A 20136-nucleotide genomic window follows, 5' to 3' on the forward strand; every position below is an offset into this window, starting at 1 on the left:
TATAATAAATCATATTGTTAAAAGTTTTATTTTAGCATACACTAAGTCAACTCTTTCATGAAACGCATAGCTACTTTTATCTTGTTGTCATTAATTCTTTTACTGTGGAGTTCCTGCCGAAAAGAATTAGATTTTGAAACAAAATCTGGCGGATTAGCATTCTCCAAAGACACCGTTTATTTAGATACTGTTTTCACCAATATAGGATCTAGCACGTATAATCTTAAAGTATATAATCGTAGTGATGACGATATTAGTATTCCATCTGTAAGGCTAGCACTTGGCGAAAGCTCTGAATACCGCTTAAATGTAGATGGAGTTGCTGGTAAAGAATTTCAAAATGTAGAAATTTTAGCCAACGATAGTATGTATGTCTTTGTAGAAACAACTATTGATATTAATAACTTACCTAACACTAACGGCGAGTTTCTTTATACCGATGAAATTGAATTTGGTATAGGCACTAATATGCAAACAGTTGATTTGGTAACCTTGGTAAAAGACGCACACTTTATTTATCCAGATAGAGACAACACTACTGGGGTTATTGAAACATTAACACTAAATGTTGGTGGCGAACAAGTTGAAAGCGATATTCAAGGACGCTACTTACTCCCAGAAGAGCTTACCTTTACTAACGAAAAACCTTACGTTGTTTATGGCTTTGCGGCAGTTCCTAATGGCGAGACTTTAACCATAAATGCAGGAACAAGAGTGCATTTTCATGCCGATTCTGGTCTGTTGGTATCAGAAGGTGCTTCGCTTCATATTAATGGCGAATTAAGTAATGATGAAGAGTTACTAGAAAATGAAGTTATCTTGGAAGGTGATAGATTAGAACCATCTTTTTCTGAAGTTCCAGGACAATGGGGTACCATTTGGTTATTTGAAGGTAGTGTAAACAACACTATAAATTATACCACTATAAAAAATGCTTCTGTAGGTATTTTAAGTGATGGTAATCCTGATGAAGCTAACGACAAACTAACCATAACCAACTCGCAAATTTATAATTCTAGTAATTATGGTATTTTAGGTAGAAACACATCCATTTTAGCAGAAAATCTAGTCATTAATAATACCGGATTAACATCGTTTGCAGGAACTCTTGGTGGAAAATATAACTTTACACATTGCACAATTACAAATTACTGGAGTAATAGCTTTAGGCAATTCCCTGCATTATTATTAAACAATTTTCAAGAAAGTAGTGATGGCACACTATTCCTTGCCGATTTAACCGAAGCTAACTTTAATAACTGTATTATTTATGGTAATGATAATCCAGAGTTTCTTTTAGATGAAGTTAGTGATAATGACGTTTCTTTTAATTTCAAATTCACTAACTCTTTATTAAGATTTGAAGACCCAACAAATAGTTTCAATACAGCAAACTATAATTTTAACGACACATCAAAATACGAGGGTAATATTTTTAATGATGATCCAGCGTTTTTAAATGCTCAAAACAATCAAATGCGTATTGGCGAAGGTTCTGCTGCCATTAACTTAGGTGACGTAACATTTGCAGCACAAGTTCCAGAAGATATTTCAGGAGAAAACCGTACTACTGCTCCCGATGCTGGCGCTTACCAATATATTGGAGAATAGTTTTTTTTGAAATTTCTATTAAAACACAAAAAAAAGACTGCCTAAAAAAAATTTAAAAATTGTCATTCTGAATTCATTTCAGAATCCCTTCTTTTAGATTCCCAAAATCAAATGAGAATCTAAAACGGATACCCGTTGACAGATAGGCGTTCAGGTTGACAAACATCTCATTTTTTAGACAGTCTTTCCTTTTTTTAAAGCTATAGCTTAAGCAAATAAGGGTTTATCTCCCATCATAGCATTTACTTTACTTGCTACTGCTTTAAGTTTATCATCATCTTGATGATTTAGGATAACCTCGTCAATTAAATCAACAATGGCTGCCATATCATTTTCTTTTAATCCTCTTGTTGTTATAGCAGGCGTTCCAACACGAATTCCTGAGGTTACAAAAGGTGATTTATCATCAAAAGGCACCATATTTTTATTCACCGTTATATCGGCTTTTACCAAAGCTTCTTCGGCTTCTTTACCAGAAATATCTTTATTTCTTAAATCGATTAACATCATATGGTTATCAGTTCCATCAGAAATAATATGATAATCTTTAGCCACAAAAGCTTCGGCCATAGCTTTGGCATTCTTTTGTACTTGCAATGTATAATGCATAAAATCATCGGTTAATGCTTCGCCAAAAGCAATAGCTTTAGCCGCAATAATATGCTCTAATGGTCCACCTTGATTGCCAGGAAATACAGCAGAGTTTAATAATGTTGACATTTTCTTCAACTTGCCACTCTTAAGCTTAAGTCCAAAGGGGTTTTCAAAATCTTTTCCCATCATAATCATACCACCTCGTGGTCCACGAAGTGTTTTATGTGTTGTAGTTGTTACAATATGACAATGTGGTAACGGGTCGTTTAAAATACCCTTAGCAATTAATCCTGCTGGGTGAGAAATATCGGCCATTAAAATAGCACCTACCTCGTCTGCTATCTCACGAAAACGTTTAAAATCCATATCTCTAGAATAAGCCGATGCCCCTGCTATAATTAATTTAGGGCGCTCCTTTTTAGCAACTTCTTCTACATGATTATAATCGATTATCCCTGTTTCTTTTTTTACACCGTAAAATACCGGATTGTAAAGTTTTCCTGAAAAATTAACAGGAGAACCATGCGTTAAATGGCCACCATGAGATAAATCGAAGCCAAGAATGGTGTCGCCTGGTTTTAAACATGCGGCAAAAACCGCCGTGTTAGCTTGACTTCCAGAATGAGGTTGCACATTTACATATTCTGCGTTAAAAAGCGCTTTAGCCCTATCGATAGCTATTTGCTCTACAACATCTACAACCTCACAACCGCCATAGTAACGTTTTCCTGGATAACCTTCGGCGTATTTGTTGGTTAGTACAGAGCCAGCAGCTTCCATAACTTGGTCGCTTACAAAGTTCTCTGAGGCTATTAATTCAAGACCATGTAATTGTCTTTCGTGTTCTTCTTGTATTAAATCAAAAATTTGTTCGTCGCGTTGCATTTTTATGGTATTCGTTAAAAATTCATCAAAAATAGTAAATCCATTAGTTTAATACATCAAAAAACATATATTTGAATAGAATTTATAATTAAAAAACCAAACAATTAGTTATGCAAATTTCAGCTAACAACCCTAATAGAAAATCATGGCTTCATGTAGATAAGAACTCAGATTTTCCCATACAGAATATTCCTTTTGGTGTTTTTTTAACACGTGACGATATTATAACCATAGGTACAAGAATTGGTGATACGGCCATAGATCTTGGTGCTTTACACCAACTTGGTTACTTTGATGGTATTCCTTTAACCGATGATATTTTTTTACAAGATACCTTAAACGATTTTATTGCAGACGGAAGAAAAACATGGCGCTCGGTTAGAAACCGTATTGCCGAAATTTTTGATGAAGACAATGATGCTTTAAAAAATAATAAAAAGCATAAAGAAATTGTGCTTTTTAGACTCGATGAAATAGAAATGCAATTGCCTGTACAAATTGGTGATTATACCGATTTTTATTCTAGCATAGAACATGCTACCAATGTTGGTACTATGTTCCGTGATCCTGACAATGCTTTATTACCAAATTGGTTACATATTCCGGTAGGTTACCATGGTAGAAGTAGTTCTATAATTCCATCGGGGATACCAGTACATAGACCACAAGGGCAAACTATTCCTACTGACAGTGATACGCCTGTTTTCGGTCCCTCAAAATTAGTAGATTTTGAATTGGAAATGGCATTTATTACTACTGATGCTAACGATTTAGGAGAACCAATTCCTGTTGATGAGGCCGAAGAGTACATTTTTGGGCTTGTACTATTTAATGATTGGTCTGCTAGAGACATACAAAAATGGGAATATGTTCCTTTAGGCCCATTTTTAGCTAAGAACTTTGCCTCTTCAATTTCACCATGGATTGTAACTTTAGATGCTTTAGAACCCTATCGTGTTGAAAGCCCTAAGCCGTTAAAACCGCAATTACCATATTTACAATATAAAGGAAAAAAGAGTTTTGACATTAACCTTGAAGTAGCCTTAAAACCCAAAACAGCTAAAGAAAATGTTATTTGTAAGTCTAACTTTAAATATATGTATTGGAATATGTCGCAACAATTAGCACACCATACTGTTAATGGTTGCCCTGTAAATTCTGGTGATATGATGGGTAGCGGTACTATTTCTGGTTCAACACCAGACTCTTTTGGATCGATGCTTGAGCTTACATGGAAAGGTAGCAAGCCTTTAACTTTAGAAGATGGTACAGAGCGTAAGTTTATTAATGATTATGATACGGTGATTATGCGCGGATATTGTGAAAAAGACGGAACACGAATTGGTTTTGGCGAAGTTTCGACACAATTACTTCCTGTTTTTAATCCAAAGAAGAAAAAATAATACAATTACTTTTAAAGTAAATAAAAAACTCCCACAAAAAGTGGGAGTTTTTTTTATAATTATTTATTCTCTTTTTCAAATGTTTTGTGTGTAGAGAGCTCGCAACTTACCATCCAATTAATCCCAAACTTATCGGTCAACATCCCAAAATAAGACTCCCAAAAAGTTTTAGCCAATGGCATGGTTATGTTTCCACCTTCAGAAAGTGCATTAAAAATTCTATCGGCTTCTTCTGTATTATCAACATTAACAGAAACAGAAAAATTATTTCCTTGCTTTAATTTTTTAGCCCATTCGCCACCAGAATCGCTTCCCATAAGCATGGTCTCTTTACTAATAGGCAAAGAGATATGCATAATTTTAGCTTTCATTTCTTCTGGTATTGGCGGCATTCCTTCTTGAGGAGGCATTTCTCCAAAGGTACCTACGTAAGGATACTCGCCGCCAAAAATCGATTTATAAAAATCGAAGGCTTGTTTACAATTACCATTAAAGGTTAGGTAAATGTTTACTGTTGTCATGTTTTTATTACTTTTAATTTTATTATAAATTATCTTTAAAGCACAATCTGCTCCATGAAGTCTAAAGTGTAATTAAAACTCTAAACAAAAGTTTTTAAATCTAAGTCATTTATTTGTCCATGACTAGCATGTTTAATCACTTCACCTCCTTTAACAATTAACAATTGAGGAGATTCATGTTGAATGTTAAATTTAGTAGTAATTTGATTTGAAATATCTCTATACTTCAATAAATCTAAATAATACAAATCTACATTTATATTTATAGGAAATTCTTTTTCAAATTGCCTTTTAACCATACTACTTATTCCGCACCTTGTAGAATGTTTAAATATAATTTGTAACTTATTATTTGACGCTTCTTCTAGCAAATTAAGTTGTTCTTTGTCTACTAAATTCACCCAGGGCAACTTTGAGTTCTCCTCAGTTTCGTGAGTACCACCAAACAACTTGTTAAATATTCCCATAATTATTATCTTTTATAAGCTGAAAATAAACACCGTCAAAAAGTCACCTAAAATTTATTTTAAACAGACAAAACGTCATTTAAATTTAATTGGTAAGATAATTGACTATATGCTTTTGTAAATATAAAACTTATGAACTTTAACAATTATACAATAAAATCACAAGAAGCCATACAACAAGCGCAACAGATTGCGCAAGGTTATGGTCATCAACAAATAGAAAACGAGCATCTTTTTAAAGCTATTCTAGAAGTTGATGAAAACGTGCTACCATTTATTTTAAAAAAATTAAATGTCAACACATCTATATTAAAACAGGCTTTAGATAAACAATTAGAAAGTTTACCAAAAGTCTCTGGAGGTGAAATTATGTTGTCACGCGAAGCTGGTAAAACACTTAACGAAGCTTCTATTGTGGCTAAAAAAATGAAAGATGATTATGTCTCAATCGAGCATCTCATTCTTGCTATTTTAAAATCTAATAGTAAAATAGCTCAGATGTTAAAAGACCAAGGTGTTACCGAAAAAGGTCTTTCTGCTGCTATCGATGAACTTCGTAAAGGCGATCGTGTAACTTCTCAAAGTCAAGAAGACACATACAATGCGTTAAGTAAATACGCCAAAAACCTTAACCAATTAGCAAAAGACGGAAAATTAGATCCTGTTATTGGCCGAGATGAAGAAATAAGACGTATTCTTCAAATTTTATCACGTAGAACCAAAAACAACCCCATATTAGTAGGAGAACCAGGAACAGGAAAAACTGCTATTGCCGAAGGTTTAGCGCATAGAATTGTTGATGGCGACATTCCAGAAAATCTAAAAGAAAAACAAATTTTTGCTTTAGATATGGGTGCTTTAATTGCTGGTGCCAAGTACAAAGGTGAGTTTGAGGAACGCTTAAAATCTGTCGTTAAAGAAGTAACAACTAGCGAAGGTGACATTGTACTATTTATAGATGAAATTCACACATTGGTAGGCGCCGGAAAAGGCGAAGGCGCCATGGATGCTGCTAACATTTTAAAACCAGCATTAGCTCGTGGCGAATTAAGAGCAATTGGAGCCACAACATTAGATGAATACCAAAAATACTTTGAAAAAGACAAAGCATTGGAACGTCGTTTTCAAAAAGTTATGGTAGACGAACCCGATACCGAAAGCGCCATTTCAATTTTACGTGGTATAAAAGAAAAATACGAAACGCACCATAAAGTTCGCATTAAAGATGATGCTATTATTGGTGCTGTAGAACTATCGGAACGCTATATTACCAATCGTTTTTTACCAGATAAGGCTATCGATTTAATGGATGAAGCGGCGTCTAAACTTCGCATGGAAATTAATTCTAAACCTGAAGAATTAGACGTCTTAGACCGAAAAATTATGCAGCTTGAAATTGAAATTGAAGCTATAAAACGTGAAAAAGATGAAACAAAATTAAAATCGTTACGCTCTGAGTTAGCAAACCTTAAAGAAGAACGAAAAGAAATTTACGCCAAGTGGAAAAGTGAGAAAGAAGTTGTTGACAATATCCAAAATACCAAACAAGATATTGAAAACTACAAGCTAGAAGCAGAACGTGCCGAGCGTGAAGGAGATTACGGTAAAGTAGCCGAAATTCGTTACGGTAAAATTAAAGAAGCTCAAGAAAACCTTGACAAACTTCAAAAAGAATTACAAAAAAATCAATCGGGTAATTCACTTATAAAAGAGGAAGTTACCTATGATGATATTGCCGAAGTAGTTGCCAAATGGACCGGTATCCCAGTAACTAAAATGTTACAAAGCGAACGTGAAAAACTCTTAAAGTTAGAAGACGAGTTACACAAACGTGTTGTAGGACAAGACGAAGCCATTGTTGCTGTAAGCGACGCCGTAAGACGAAGTCGCGCTGGTTTACAAAACCCAGACAAACCCATAGGAACCTTTTTATTCCTTGGTACCACTGGTGTTGGTAAAACCGAATTAGCCAAGGCACTTGCAGAATATCTCTTTGACGATGAAAGTGCTATTACCAGAATAGACATGAGCGAATACCAAGAACGTCACTCTGTAAGTCGTTTAGTTGGTGCGCCTCCAGGATATGTTGGCTATGATGAAGGTGGACAACTTACCGAAGCCGTAAGAAGAAAACCCTATTCTGTAGTATTGCTTGATGAAATTGAAAAAGCACATCCAGATACCTTTAATATCTTACTACAGGTTTTAGATGAAGGTAGATTAACAGACAACAAAGGACGTGTTGCAGATTTTAAGAATACCATTATTATTATGACATCCAATATGGGCAGTCATATTATTCAAGAAAAATTTGAAGACACCAAAGACGTTGATGCTGCTATGGAATTAGCTAAAATTGAAGTTCTTGGATTATTAAAAAAATCGGTAAGACCAGAATTTTTAAATCGTATTGATGATACTATTATGTTTACGCCACTTACAGCCGATAACATAAAAAGCATTGTTGAGCTTCAATTAAAAGGGATTACCAAAATGATTGCCAAACAAGGCATTACATTTGACGCTACACCAGAAGCGGTAGGCTATTTAGCCAAAAAAGGTTATAATCCAGAATACGGAGCAAGACCTGTTAAACGTGTTATTCAAAAAGAAGTTCTTAACGAGTTAAGTAAAGAAATTTTATCTGGTAAAGTAACAACAGATAGTATTATACTCTTAGATGCGTTTGATGAAAAGCTTGTATTTAGAAACCAAGATAATCTCGTATCTGAAGAGTCTTAAACTTTCGTTAAAGAACAATATGATAATAAATTAAACGTTTTTCATTTAGTTGGTTAGTTAGTTGAAAAAAGGCAACACTTAATCCTTAAAACTTACAAGGAAAGTGTTGCTTTTTTGTTTTCACATTTTTTTTAACATTTCATAAAAATGCGCTTTAAACATCTAACTATAAACAAAATACAGATTGTGTGAAGTATAAAAAATTGAAAAACATATCCCATTCATCTAAAAAATTTCCAAAAAAGAACCGTTTATCGTATTTTTGAAACACTTTAACCCACAGCCCCATGAAAATTAATAGCTACATAGATCACACTCTATTATCCCCTACTACATCAAAAAAAGACATTTACACTTTATGTGAAGAAGCTATAGAACATCGCTTTTTTTCTGTCTGTATAAACAGCAGTTACGTTCCTCTAGCCAAACAGCTTCTATCGAGAAGCAATGTTAAAGTTTGCGCAACAGTTGGCTTTCCTCTTGGTGCCATGAGTACAGAAGCCAAAGTCTCTGAAGCCAAAAAAGCTATTGAAGATGGCGCCGATGAAATTGATATGGTTATGAATATTGGTATGATGAAAAGTAACAATTTTGTCTCGGTATATAAAGATATTAGAGATATAAAATTGGCCATAAACAATAAACCTTTAAAGGTTATTATTGAAATTAGTGAGCTTTCTAAAAACGAAATTATAAAAGCCTGTCAAATTTGTATTGATGCTAAAGCCGATTTTATAAAAACATCTACTGGTTTTTCAAAAAGTGGTGCAACACTTACAGCTGTAAAAATGATTAAAAAAACTGCCAAAGGAAAAATTAAAATTAAAGCTTCTGGCGGCATTAAAGATTACGAAACAGCTTTAAAATATATAGAAAGTGGCGCCGATAGAATTGGAACATCATCAGGAATTAACATTATTTCAGAAGGCACTATATTAGAAGCTAGTTAACAACAAAAAACATCTTAATTTTAAGCCTCTTTAAGAGGCTTTTTTTATAACTTTGATATACTAATCTTATATCAATTGTCTATAAAAACGTTAAATCAATATATCGACCACACTCAATTAGCTTCAAACACAAAATTTAGCGACATTAAACGTATTTGCAACGAAGCTATATTATATAATTTTTATGCGGTTTGTATTCCTTCGTATTATATAAACGAAGCCAAAAAATTACTATCACATAGTCACGTAAAAATATGTACTGTAATTGGCTTTCCTTTAGGAAACACACCTACAGCTGTTAAAACTTTTGAAGCAAAACAAGCTATTGAAGATGGTGCCGATGAAATTGATATGGTTTTAAATATCGGACTTTTAAAAAGTGGCAAATTACTTGAAGCTACACAAGACATAAAAAGTGTTAAAAATGCCATCGGTAATCATGTGCTTAAAGTTATTATTGAAATCAGTGAGCTTACTGACACCGAAATAGTACAAGCTTGTAACATCTGTCTTGAAGCTAATGCCGATTTTATAAAAACCTCAACAGGTTTTTCAAAAGGGAACGCCACGATTAATGCGGTAAAACTGATTAAAAAAACGGTAAAGAACAACGCGAAAATTAAAGCCTCTGGAGGTATTAGAGACTACAATACTGCTCTAGATTTTATTAAAGCTGGTGCTAATAGAATAGGTACATCGTCTGGCGTTGCTATAATCACAAATAAAGAAAACACAACCCATAATTACTAAGTCATGAGTGTACATATTGAAGCAAAACAAGGCGATATAGCCGAAACTATTCTGCTCCCAGGAGATCCTTTAAGAGCCAAATGGATTGCAGAAACATTTTTAGAAAACGCTTTTTGCTTTAACCGAGTGAGGAATATGTTTGGTTATACTGGAAATTATAAAGGAAAACGCGTTTCTGTTATGGGAACAGGTATGGGCGTTCCCAGCATTTCTATTTATGCTCACGAACTTATAAACGAGTACAATGTAAAAAATTTAATTCGGGTAGGTAGTGCTGGATCTTACCAACAACATGTTAAAATTAGAGACGTTATTATAGCTATGGCTGCATCGTCTAATTCTGGTGTAAACGAATTACGTTTTGGTGGCGCAGATTATGCTCCTACTGCTAGTTTCGAGTTATTCGATAAAGCGGTTACCTCTGCAAGAAAACAAAACATTCCCTTTAAAGCTGGAAATGTTTTTACCAGTGATGAGTTTTATGCCGACAACTTTGAAGCCTACAAAAAATGGTCGAAATTTGGTGTGCTTTGTGTTGAAATGGAATCGGCTGGATTATATACCGTTGCAGCTAAACACAATGTTAACGCCTTATCCATACTCACAATTTCAGACTCTCTAGTAACAGGAGAAAGAACAACATCGGAAGAACGTGAAACTTCTTTTAAAAATATGATAAATATTGCATTAGACTTAGCATAATACTACGTATAATCTTACTTTTATCTCCTATTTAAAAATTGTAATTTTGCCACTATGCAAAAACAAATTCATATAAAAAATAGAAAAGCTAAGTTTCAATATGAAATTTTAGACAAATATACTGCTGGTATTGTTTTACAAGGCACAGAAATAAAATCCATAAGAAATGGAAAAGCGTCTATTGCTGAAAGTTTTTGTGAATTTAACGAGCAAGGCGAACTATTTGTTATTAACATGACGATTGAAGAATATCTTTATGGCTCGCATTACAATCATAAACCTAAAGCCGAAAGAAAATTACTACTTAACAGAAGAGAGTTAAAAAAACTAGAAAAAGAAGTAAAAAATACGGGCCTTACAATTATTCCTTTAAGTCTTTTTATTAATGATAATGGGTTAGCAAAAATGGTTATCGCTTTGGCTAAAGGTAAAAAGCTTTACGACAAACGTGAAACTATTAAAGACCGCGAAAGTAAAAGACGCTTAAACCGTATTAATAAAAGTTTTAATTAAAAGAATGAGACACTATATATTCCTATTCATTTTTATTACAAGCACCATATTTAGCTTTCAATCATACGCACAAAACGATACAGATACGCTAGATTATTCCAAAAATGTTTCTACATTGGATAAGACCATACTGTCTTTATACAATGTTATTTCAGGTGAAAAAGGTGAAACTCGTAATTGGGAACTTTTTAAACACCTTTTTAAGCCCAATGCTAAGTTAATTCCTTCAGGAAAACGCAACGATTCTATTTACGGCGTAAGATATCTCTCTCCAGACGATTACATAAACACTTCTGGACAGTGGCTTGTTGATAACGGTTTTTTTGAAAAAGAAATTCATAGAAAAAAAGAACAATTTGGCAATATAACCCATGTGTTTAGCACCTATGAAGCTTACAAAAGCAAACAGGACGAAACCCCTTTTATGCGTGGTATCAATAGCATTCAACTACTGTTTGACGGGACACGTTGGTGGATTATAAATATTTATTGGACACAAGAAACACCAGAAAAACCTATTCCAAATACATATTTACGCAATTAATGTTTTTTGATGATCGCCCAAGAATTAAGCTTACTAAAACCAAACTAGATATATTTTTAGAATATTTAGCTTTTGGACTTCTTGTTGTTTCTACGGTTTATGCGATTTATCATTATGGCAATCTTCCAGAGAAAATTCCTATGCATTTTAATCTCAAAGGCGAGGTAAACCGCTACGATAGTAAAGATTCTATTTGGATAATAAATCTAATAGGCTTTGCAGTAGTTTATGTTATGTACTATCTCACTAAGTTCCCACACACCTTTAATTACCCACAAAAAATCACGCCAGAAAACGCAGAAAAATTTTATAGCGATGCCGTTAAAATGATGCGCTATACCAATGCTGCCATGGGATTACTTTTTGCTTTAATAACCTTTGAAATTGTTCAAATTGCATTAAGTAACTCTTTAGCTATGTTGCCTGTTGTAACAGGAATAATTATTACAATAGTTGTTGTAATAACGGTTGTTCCTATTATCTATTTAATAAAAAACTTTAAAAAACATTAGTTTTTATCTTCAAGCATGGGTACGAATCTAAAGTCGCCAAACTCGTGTTTTTCAAAATCCTTGGCTCCTTTTCGTATAAACAAAGTCATGGTTTGCACTTCATCACCAATAGGAATGACCAATCGGCCACCTATTTCTAACTGTGCTAACAACGGTTTAGGCACAAAAGGAGCTCCAGCAGTTACAATAATACCCTTAAATGGTGCTTCTTCTGGTAAACCTTTATAGCCATCGCCAAAAATGAGTTTTTTTGCTCTGTAGCCTATTTTAGATAAAAACTTACTCGTTTTTTTAAACAATTCGTGTTGACGCTCGATACTATACACCTTCGCTCCCATTTTACACAATACCGCAGTTTGATAACCACTTCCTGTACCTATTTCTAGGATTTTATCTCCAGGCTGAATTTGTAATAACTCGGTTTGAAATGCTACCGTATAAGGTTGCGAAATAGTTTGATCTGCCGCAATAGGAAATGCCTTATCTTGATAAGCATAATCCAAAAAGCCAGAATCCATAAAAAAATGTCTTGGAATATCGCCAATGGCCTTTAAAACATTTTCATCAGTAATGCCTTTAGCTTTTATAGTTTCAACAAGTTTATTGCGAAGTCCTTGATGTTTAAGTGTATCTTTCAAAAGTTGGTTGGTTTATGTTACAAAAATAACCATAAACCAGCGAAGTTGAAAGCATAAAACCAGAAACCATTTCATTTGTTTTTCAACTTCTTTTTTCGCCTTAAAAAACCTATTTTTGTGGAAAACAAACTTATTTATGTTAAAAGCTGGAGTATTAGGTGCTGGGCACTTAGGAAAAATACATTTGCGATTGTTAAATCAATCAGATAAATATGAATTAGTAGGGTTTTATGATGCCGATGAAACCAATGCTAAAAAAGTTGCCGAAGAGTTTGGATACACCTATTTCAATTCCATCGATGCATTAATTGATGCTGTGGATATGGTAGACATTGTTACACCAACCCTTTCGCATTACGATTGCGCTAAACAAGCCATTGCAAAAGGTAAACATATTTTTATAGAAAAGCCCATTACCAACACTGTTGAAGAAGCCGAGCACATTCGAGAGCTTTTAGCACAACACGATATTCGTGGACAAGTTGGGCATGTAGAACGGTTCAATCCGGCATTTATGGCAGTAAAAGACAATATTCAAAACCCAATGTTTATCGAAACGCATCGTTTAGCAGAATTCAACCCTCGTGGCACAGATGTTCCAGTGGTTTTGGATTTAATGATTCACGATATCGATATTATTTTAAGTGTGGTTAAATCTAAAGTAAAAAGTGTTTCTGCCAGCGGTGTCTCGGTGATTAGTGAAACGCCAGATATTGCCAATGCGCGCATAGCGTTTGAAAATGGCTGTGTAGCCAATTTAACCGCTAGTAGAATTTCACTAAAAAATATGCGTAAATCTAGATTTTTTCAAAAGGATGCCTACATTTCGGTTGACTTTTTAGAGAAAAAATGCGAGGTCGTAAAAATGAAAGACGCCCCTGAAAATCCAGGTGATTTTGATATGATTCTCCAAAATGCCGAAGGCATAAAAAAGCAAATCTATTTCGATAATCCCGAAATATCTAGCAATAATGCCATCTTAGATGAGCTAGAAACCTTTGCCCACGCCATAAATACCAACACAAAACCAATAGTAACACTTCACGATGGTACCGAAGCGTTACGTGTTGCCACTATGATTGTGGATCAACTTTAAAAACTAAAATCAAATAATAATCAATAGTACCGTTATTACGGTAAAACATAATTTTTTTTAATGAAAAATATAGCAGTAATAGGTGCAGGAACTATGGGTAATGGTATTGCTCATACATTTGCACAAAGCGGATTTAATGTACAATTAATAGATATTAGCGAAGAGGCTCTTAACCGAGGTTTAGCAACCATTACCAAGAATTTAGACAGAATGCTTGCCAAGGAAAAAATTTCCGAAGCCGATAAAAATGCAACGCTTGGTAATATTACCACTTTTACCAGTGTTGAAGACGGTGTAAAAAAATCGGATCTTGTTGTAGAAGCAGCCACAGAAAACGTAGATTTAAAATTAAAAATCTTCAAACAATTAGATGAGGTTTGTTCAGAAGACACCATTTTGGCCACAAACACCTCTTCTATTTCTATCACGCAAATTGCAGCTGTAACTTCTCGTCCAGCTCAAGTGATTGGCATGCACTTTATGAATCCTGTTCCAATTATGAAATTGGTAGAAATTATACGTGGTTATAATACAACAGATGAGGTTACCAACACCATTATGGAACTTTCTAAAACCTTGGGCAAAGTTCCTGTAGAAGTTAATGATTATCCTGGATTTGTAGCTAATCGTATTTTAATGCCAATGCTAAACGAGAGTATTGAAACACTTTATAATGGCGTTGCTGGCGTAAAAGAAATTGACACCGTAATGAAATTAGGAATGGCTCACCCAATGGGACCTTTACAATTAGCCGATTTTATTGGGTTAGACGTTTGTCTTTCTATTTTAGAGGTGATGTATGAAGGCTTTAAAAACCCCAAATATGCACCTTGCCCATTATTAGTTAATATGGTGAGAGCTGGAAAATTAGGTGTGAAATCTGGTGAAGGATTCTACGATTATTCAGAAAGTCGAAAAGCTGAAAACGTTTCTAAGCAGTTTGTATAAAAGTGAGTAGTAGATAGTAGCTAGTTTGACTGTAATTCTTTTGCTAACTACTATTGACTAGCTACTAAATACTGATTACTAACTACTAAAATCAATGGCAAAAATAAATCCATTTAAAGCAGTTAGACCAACACGAGATAAAGTTAGTCTTGTGGCTGCTCGCTCGTATCAGAGCTACACTAAGGATCAGCGTGAAGCTAGACTTAGGGACAACCCGTTTTCATTTTTGCATATTGTAAATCCAGGCTATCGTTTTGATAAAGAAGTTTCTGGAAAAGCAAGGTATGGTTTAGTAAAAAACAGGTACTTGGAATTTAAAGAAGAAGGAATCTTTACACAAGATCAAACCTCTTCGTTTTACATCTATCGTATTGTAAATCGTGATGGCGATATGTTTAATGGTATCATTGCAGCCGCTAGTGCCGAAGACTACGAAAACGATGTTATAAAAAAACACGAGGATACCTTAGCATTTAAAGAAATTGTTTTTAAAGACTATCTAAAAACCGTTGGATTTAATGCCGAACCTGTGCTACTTACCTATCCCAACAACGATATTATTGATAATATTATTACTAAAGTACAACAGAAACGTGCTGAATTTGAGTTTACCACAACCTACCGCGATACGCATTATTTATGGTTAGTTAACGATATAGAAATGGTAAAAACTATTCAACAACAATTTGAAAACATTCCAACCATTTACATTGCTGATGGACACCATCGTTCGGCATCGTCGTATTTGCTTTATAAAGATTTAAAAAATAGTAACCCCAACCATTCTGGAGAAGAAGGCTATAATTTTTTTATGAGTTATTTAATTCCAGAATCGAATTTAAAAATCTACGAATTCAATCGTTTAGTAAAAGATTTAAACGGCTTAAGCAAAGAAGAGTTTCTTATTAAACTAGACGAATATTACCGCATAGAAAACCGTGGTAAAACACCGTATAAACCTTCAAAAGCGCATCATTTTAGTATGTATTTAGATGGAGAATTTTATTCGTTATATTTAAGGAAGTCGCAATACACATTCGAGACATCTTTAGAGGCATTAGACGCCCAATTATTATACAAAACCATCTTAAAACCTATTTTGGATATTCACGATTTAAGAAACGACGAACGTATTTCATATAGCCACGGCAAAAACGATATTGTTGAAATGGTAAATAAGATTGACAATAAGACGTATAAAGTTGGGTTTGGTATGGTTCCTGCAACTATAGAGCAAGTAAAGCAAATTGCCAACGATGGTTTAAAAATGCCACCAAAAAGCACTTATGTATTACCTAAGTTACGAAGCGGCGTGACCATTTATGAATTTTAAAACAATTGGCTTAAATGAACATTCAACAAAACCTAAAACACATTCTCGATAGTATTCCAAAAACAGTGACTTTGGTTGCGGTTAGCAAAACCAAACCCAATAGCGATATTATGGAAGCCTACAAGGCTGGACAACGTGATTTTGGAGAAAATAAAATCCAAGACATGGCTGATAAAGCCGACGCCTTACCAAAGGACATCCGTTGGCATATGATTGGTCATGTGCAACGTAACAAGGTAAAGTATATGGCCGAGTTTGTACATTTAATTCACGGTGTGGATAGTTTAAAACTGTTAAAAGAAATTAACAAACAAGCTAAAAAACACGACCGCATCATTGATTGCCTATTGCAAATAAAAATTGCCAAAGAAGATAGTAAGTTTGGTATGGCTGCGACTGAAGCAAAAGACATCCTTCAATCTGAAGCATTTTTAGAACTAGAAAATGTACGCGTGGTTGGTGTTATGGGAATGGCCACATTTACCGATGACGAAAATCAGGTGAAAAATGAATTCGATCGATTAAAATCCATTTTTGACACATTAAAAAATCAGAATCCAGAATTTAAAACTATTTCAATGGGAATGAGTGGTGACTACCCTATTGCCATTGAGTCTGGTAGTAACATGATTCGTGTAGGAAGCTCTATTTTTGGTGCTAGAAACTATTAGCGAGTCATGAAAACATTAAACAATAATTTAAAAATCAATAATCTTTAGCATAAACATATTTGTACGCAATTGTAGACATAGAAACCACAGGTGGTAAATATAACGAAGAAGGTATTACCGAAATTGCTATTTATAAATTTGACGGTCATGAAATTGTCGATCAATTTATAAGCCTTGTTAACCCAGAACGGGACATTCAGCCTTTTGTTGTTAACCTTACAGGTATTAATAATAAAATGCTTCGAAATGCCCCTAAGTTTTATGAAGTTGCAAAACGTATTGTTGAAATTACAGAAAATTGCATTATTGTAGCACACAATGCCAAATTTGATTACCGCATTTTAAAAACCGAATTTAAACGCCTTGGTTTTGGTTATAAGCGTAAAACACTTTGTACCGTAGAACTTTCAAAACAACTTATTCCAGGTCAGAATTCCTATAGTTTAGGAAAACTTTCAAGGTCTTTAGGTATTCCTGTTAGTGATAGACATCGTGCTAGTGGCGATGCTCAAGCCACCGTAAAGTTGTTTAAAATGCTACTACATAAAGATTTAGAAAAGTATATTATTAAAGATGCTATCCGTGTTGAACCTAAATCTCAAATTGAACCCACTTTAAAACGTATTATAGACGATTTGCCAAATAATACCACGGGGATTTATTATATTCATAATGACAATGGCGACATTATTTATATTGGGAAAAGCAAAAATATTAAAAACAGAATTAGTCAACATTTTACAAATACCTCACCCAAATCGAAAAAAATACAACTTCAAACCGCTGCGGTTACTTACGAAAAAACTGGTAGTGAACTTATTGCCTTATTAAAAGAAAGCGAAGAAATAAAACGCAACAAGCCTTTATTTAATAGGGCTTTACGTAGAAATATTTTTACGCATGCTTTATATCATTTTACAGATAACAATGGATACATTAACTTAAAACTAGATAAAGCTGATAATGAAAATGCCATAACCACCTTTACAACAAGGCAAAGTGGGAAACAATTTTTATTTAAAGCTACAGAAGAGTTTAAGCTTTGTCAAAAACTTACAGGACTTTACCCTACAACGTCTAATTGCTTTAATTACACCATTAAAGAATGTGAAGGCGCTTGTATTAAAGAAGAATCGCCTGAAGATTATAACAAACGCGTAAATCAGCTCATTTCCAAATACAGTTACGACACTAAAAACATGTTAATTATTGACCGTGGAAGACATGCTGGTGAAAAAAGTGTGGTTTATATTAAAAATGGTATTTTCGTAGGACTTGGTCATTTTGATCTTAATTATCAAATAACAAACATAGAGGTTTTAGAATCTATCATTACACCAATGGAAAATAATAGAGATTCGCAACATATTATTCAAAACTATTTAAGGAAGAACAAAAAACTAAAAATAGTGTCACTTTAAACATTAACTTAAGCTACTTTTATTTTTAGTACTTTTGATTTTATATGAAGAAAGAATCTTCACATAACTGGAAAGAAAAGCTTCACGAAATTATTTATGAAGCCGATACACCATCAGGAAAGCTATTTGATATTATTCTACTAATAGCTATTCTTGCAAGTATACTTTTAGTTATGCTAGAAAGTGTAGAAAGTTTCGACCAAAAACATCATACTCTTTTAAACATCTCAGAATGGGTTATTACCATTCTTTTTAGCATAGAATACATTTTACGTATCATTACTGTAAAAAAACCCATTAAATACATTACCAGTTTTTATGGAATTATAGATTTACTATCAACCATACCCAAGTACTTATCCTTAATTTTTGCTGGCACACATGCTTTAGTTGCGTTACGCGCATTAAGATTATTAAGAGTGTTTAGAATATTAAAACTTGCACGATACCTAGGCGCTTCAAATCAATTAGCCTCTGCAATAAAAGCTAGTCGTGCAAAAATATCGGTGTTTTTATTTGCGGTTTTAATAGCATCGGTCATTTTTGGAACAATTATGTACTTGGTTGAAGGTGCCGAAAGCGGTTTTACTAACATACCCAAAAGTGTGTATTGGTGTATTGTAACACTTACCACAGTCGGTTTTGGAGACATTGCTCCAGTTACACCTTTAGGCCAATTTATAGCCGCTTGTATTATGATTATGGGGTATGGAATAATTGCTGTTCCAACAGGAATTGTTTCTGCAGAATATACTAAACAAACTAATGATAATAACAAAGCACCTTATATTCCTTCACACCCTGTAGAGTCTGACGTTAATTCACAATCTTGTCATAGCTGCCTATCTGAAAACCATAAAGATGGCGCAAAATATTGTTATAAATGCGGCCATAAATTACATTATGACTAAACAAAAATACCTCATCGCCGTAGTTGGTCCAACTGCCATTGGAAAAACAGTACTTAGTATAAAATTAGCCAATCATTTTAATACCGAAATTCTATCAGCAGATTCAAGACAGTTTTTTAAAGAAATGCAAATAGGCACAGCTGCACCTACACCAGAAGAACTTTCAAAAGCTAAACATCACTTTATTCACCATAAATCTATTACAGATAATTATAGTGTTGGTGCTTTTGAAAATGATGCCATAGCCTTATTAAACAATTTATTTAAAACTAAAGATATTGTTGTCCTGGTTGGTGGTTCTGGTTTATATGTTGATGCCGTAGTACAAGGTTTAGATGATTTTCCTAAAGTAGATACTAGTATTAGAGAAACCCTAAACAATACCTTAAAAAAAGATGGTTTAGAGAAGCTACAAGAGCAGCTTAAAAGTGTCGATTTAACTTCCTATAATACAATTGCTATTGATAATCCGCATCGTGTTATTCGTGCGTTAGAAATCTCTTTAGGAACAGGAAAACCGTATTCTTCATTTTTAAATAGAAAAAAAAACAACCGAAATTTTAATACTATTTATATAGGTTTAACTGCCGATAGAGAAATTATTTACAACCGGATAAACAAACGTGTTGACATTATGGTTGAAGAAGGTTTGATAGACGAAGCTAAAACACTTCATCCCCAAAAAATATTAAATGCGTTAAATACGGTTGGATACAAAGAACTATTTAAGTTTTTTGAAGGAGATTGGACCCTAGATTTTGCAATATCAGAAATCAAGAAAAATACCAGACGATTTGCTAAACGACAATTAACCTGGTACAGAAAAAAACCTAATATTCATTGGTTTGATTTTGAAACTAAGCCAGAAATCATATTTCAGAAGATAGAACATATCTTCTCGAACAAATAGCGTATACTAAAAAA

The 20136-nt window shown here is 33.8% G+C and carries 20 protein-coding genes; 16 read left to right on the forward strand and 4 right to left on the reverse strand.

Annotated features, from left to right (window positions below):
* The first annotated feature begins 57 nt into the window (after positions 1 to 57).
* Positions 58 to 1611, forward strand: coding sequence for a right-handed parallel beta-helix repeat-containing protein (locus EJA19_RS12235; RefSeq protein WP_125468666.1), 1554 nt, complete (start codon positions 58 to 60; stop codon positions 1609 to 1611).
* A 207-nt stretch (positions 1612 to 1818) separates the two neighbouring features.
* Here the strand turns inward: EJA19_RS12235 and EJA19_RS12240 are convergent, their stop codons facing one another.
* Positions 1819 to 3090, reverse strand: coding sequence for a serine hydroxymethyltransferase (locus tag EJA19_RS12240; protein WP_125468667.1), 1272 nt, complete (start codon positions 3088 to 3090; stop codon positions 1819 to 1821).
* Positions 3091 to 3200: 110 nt separating this feature from the next.
* Here EJA19_RS12240 and fahA point away from each other — a divergent pair, with 110 nt between their 5' ends.
* Positions 3201 to 4493 carry a fumarylacetoacetase gene (fahA, locus tag EJA19_RS12245; protein ID WP_125468668.1) on the forward strand — a complete coding sequence of 431 codons (1293 nt, stop codon included), beginning with the start codon at positions 3201 to 3203 and terminating at the stop codon, positions 4491 to 4493.
* A 59-nt stretch (positions 4494 to 4552) separates the two neighbouring features.
* On the opposite strand, the gene EJA19_RS12250 is transcribed toward fahA, so the two are convergent.
* Together EJA19_RS12250 and ytxJ are read right to left on the reverse strand one after the other, a co-directional pair.
* Positions 4553 to 5014, reverse strand: coding sequence for a VOC family protein (locus tag EJA19_RS12250; protein ID WP_125468669.1), 462 nt, complete (start codon positions 5012 to 5014; stop codon positions 4553 to 4555).
* Positions 5015 to 5094: 80 nt separating this feature from the next.
* Positions 5095 to 5481: a bacillithiol system redox-active protein YtxJ gene (gene ytxJ / locus EJA19_RS12255; RefSeq protein ID WP_125468670.1), complete on the reverse strand. Its 387-nt coding sequence runs from the start codon at positions 5479 to 5481 to the stop codon at positions 5095 to 5097.
* 132 nt (positions 5482 to 5613) lie between these two features.
* Between ytxJ and clpB the strand changes: the two genes are divergently transcribed.
* The 7 genes from clpB (at position 5614) to EJA19_RS12290 (ending at position 12194) form a co-directional block, all read left to right on the forward strand.
* Positions 5614 to 8223, forward strand: coding sequence for an ATP-dependent chaperone ClpB (clpB, locus tag EJA19_RS12260; RefSeq protein WP_125468671.1), 2610 nt, complete (start codon positions 5614 to 5616; stop codon positions 8221 to 8223).
* A 287-nt stretch (positions 8224 to 8510) separates the two neighbouring features.
* Complete coding sequence (deoC, locus tag EJA19_RS12265) at positions 8511 to 9173, forward strand: deoxyribose-phosphate aldolase (protein ID WP_125468672.1); 663 nt, start codon at positions 8511 to 8513, stop codon at positions 9171 to 9173.
* An 81-nt stretch (positions 9174 to 9254) separates the two neighbouring features.
* Positions 9255 to 9923, forward strand: a complete 669-nt coding sequence (gene deoC / locus EJA19_RS12270; protein WP_206075178.1) for a deoxyribose-phosphate aldolase — start codon at positions 9255 to 9257, stop codon at positions 9921 to 9923.
* A gap of 3 nt (positions 9924 to 9926) precedes the next feature.
* On the forward strand, positions 9927 to 10625 hold the full coding sequence (deoD, locus tag EJA19_RS12275) for a purine-nucleoside phosphorylase (protein ID WP_125468674.1): 699 nt from the start codon (positions 9927 to 9929) through the stop codon (positions 10623 to 10625).
* Positions 10626 to 10679: 54 nt separating this feature from the next.
* Positions 10680 to 11138 carry an SsrA-binding protein SmpB gene (gene smpB / locus EJA19_RS12280; RefSeq protein ID WP_125468675.1) on the forward strand — a complete coding sequence of 153 codons (459 nt, stop codon included), beginning with the start codon at positions 10680 to 10682 and terminating at the stop codon, positions 11136 to 11138.
* 4 nt (positions 11139 to 11142) lie between these two features.
* Positions 11143 to 11682, forward strand: coding sequence for a hypothetical protein (locus tag EJA19_RS12285; RefSeq protein WP_125468676.1), 540 nt, complete (start codon positions 11143 to 11145; stop codon positions 11680 to 11682).
* Positions 11628 to 12194 carry a DUF1648 domain-containing protein gene (locus EJA19_RS12290; protein WP_125468677.1) on the forward strand — a complete coding sequence of 189 codons (567 nt, stop codon included), beginning with the start codon at positions 11628 to 11630 and terminating at the stop codon, positions 12192 to 12194. Before EJA19_RS12285 ends, EJA19_RS12290 begins: the two co-directional genes overlap by 55 nt.
* On the opposite strand, the gene EJA19_RS12295 is transcribed toward EJA19_RS12290, so the two are convergent.
* Positions 12191 to 12832 (reverse strand): protein-L-isoaspartate(D-aspartate) O-methyltransferase, encoded by a 642-nt coding sequence (locus tag EJA19_RS12295; protein WP_125468678.1) that lies wholly within the window; start codon positions 12830 to 12832, stop codon positions 12191 to 12193. The genes EJA19_RS12290 and EJA19_RS12295 overlap by 4 nt on opposite strands.
* 136 nt (positions 12833 to 12968) lie before the next feature.
* Between EJA19_RS12295 and EJA19_RS12300 the strand changes: the two genes are divergently transcribed.
* From EJA19_RS12300 to miaA, 7 genes are all read left to right on the forward strand, one after another.
* Positions 12969 to 13928: a Gfo/Idh/MocA family protein gene (locus EJA19_RS12300; RefSeq protein WP_125468679.1), complete on the forward strand. Its 960-nt coding sequence runs from the start codon at positions 12969 to 12971 to the stop codon at positions 13926 to 13928.
* A gap of 60 nt (positions 13929 to 13988) precedes the next feature.
* Entirely contained in the window at positions 13989 to 14876 is an 888-nt protein-coding gene (locus EJA19_RS12305) for a 3-hydroxybutyryl-CoA dehydrogenase (RefSeq protein ID WP_125468680.1), read from the forward strand.
* Between the two features lie 94 nt (positions 14877 to 14970).
* Positions 14971 to 16209: a DUF1015 domain-containing protein gene (locus EJA19_RS12310; protein WP_125468681.1), complete on the forward strand. Its 1239-nt coding sequence runs from the start codon at positions 14971 to 14973 to the stop codon at positions 16207 to 16209.
* A 14-nt stretch (positions 16210 to 16223) separates the two neighbouring features.
* Positions 16224 to 16880 carry a YggS family pyridoxal phosphate-dependent enzyme gene (locus EJA19_RS12315; RefSeq protein ID WP_125468682.1) on the forward strand — a complete coding sequence of 219 codons (657 nt, stop codon included), beginning with the start codon at positions 16224 to 16226 and terminating at the stop codon, positions 16878 to 16880.
* A 59-nt stretch (positions 16881 to 16939) separates the two neighbouring features.
* Complete coding sequence (locus EJA19_RS12320; RefSeq protein WP_125468683.1) at positions 16940 to 18301, forward strand: 3'-5' exonuclease family protein; 1362 nt, start codon at positions 16940 to 16942, stop codon at positions 18299 to 18301.
* Positions 18302 to 18345: 44 nt separating this feature from the next.
* Positions 18346 to 19212 carry an ion transporter gene (locus tag EJA19_RS12325; RefSeq protein ID WP_125468684.1) on the forward strand — a complete coding sequence of 289 codons (867 nt, stop codon included), beginning with the start codon at positions 18346 to 18348 and terminating at the stop codon, positions 19210 to 19212.
* Entirely contained in the window at positions 19163 to 20122 is a 960-nt protein-coding gene (gene miaA / locus EJA19_RS12330; RefSeq protein WP_240640291.1) for a tRNA (adenosine(37)-N6)-dimethylallyltransferase MiaA, read from the forward strand. The genes EJA19_RS12325 and miaA overlap by 50 nt, the downstream gene beginning before the upstream one ends.
* Positions 20123 to 20136 lie beyond the last annotated feature (14 nt).

The sequence above is a fragment of the Mangrovimonas spongiae genome, assembly GCF_003944795.1.
Taxonomy (GTDB): Bacteria; Bacteroidota; Bacteroidia; order Flavobacteriales; family Flavobacteriaceae; genus Mangrovimonas; species Mangrovimonas spongiae.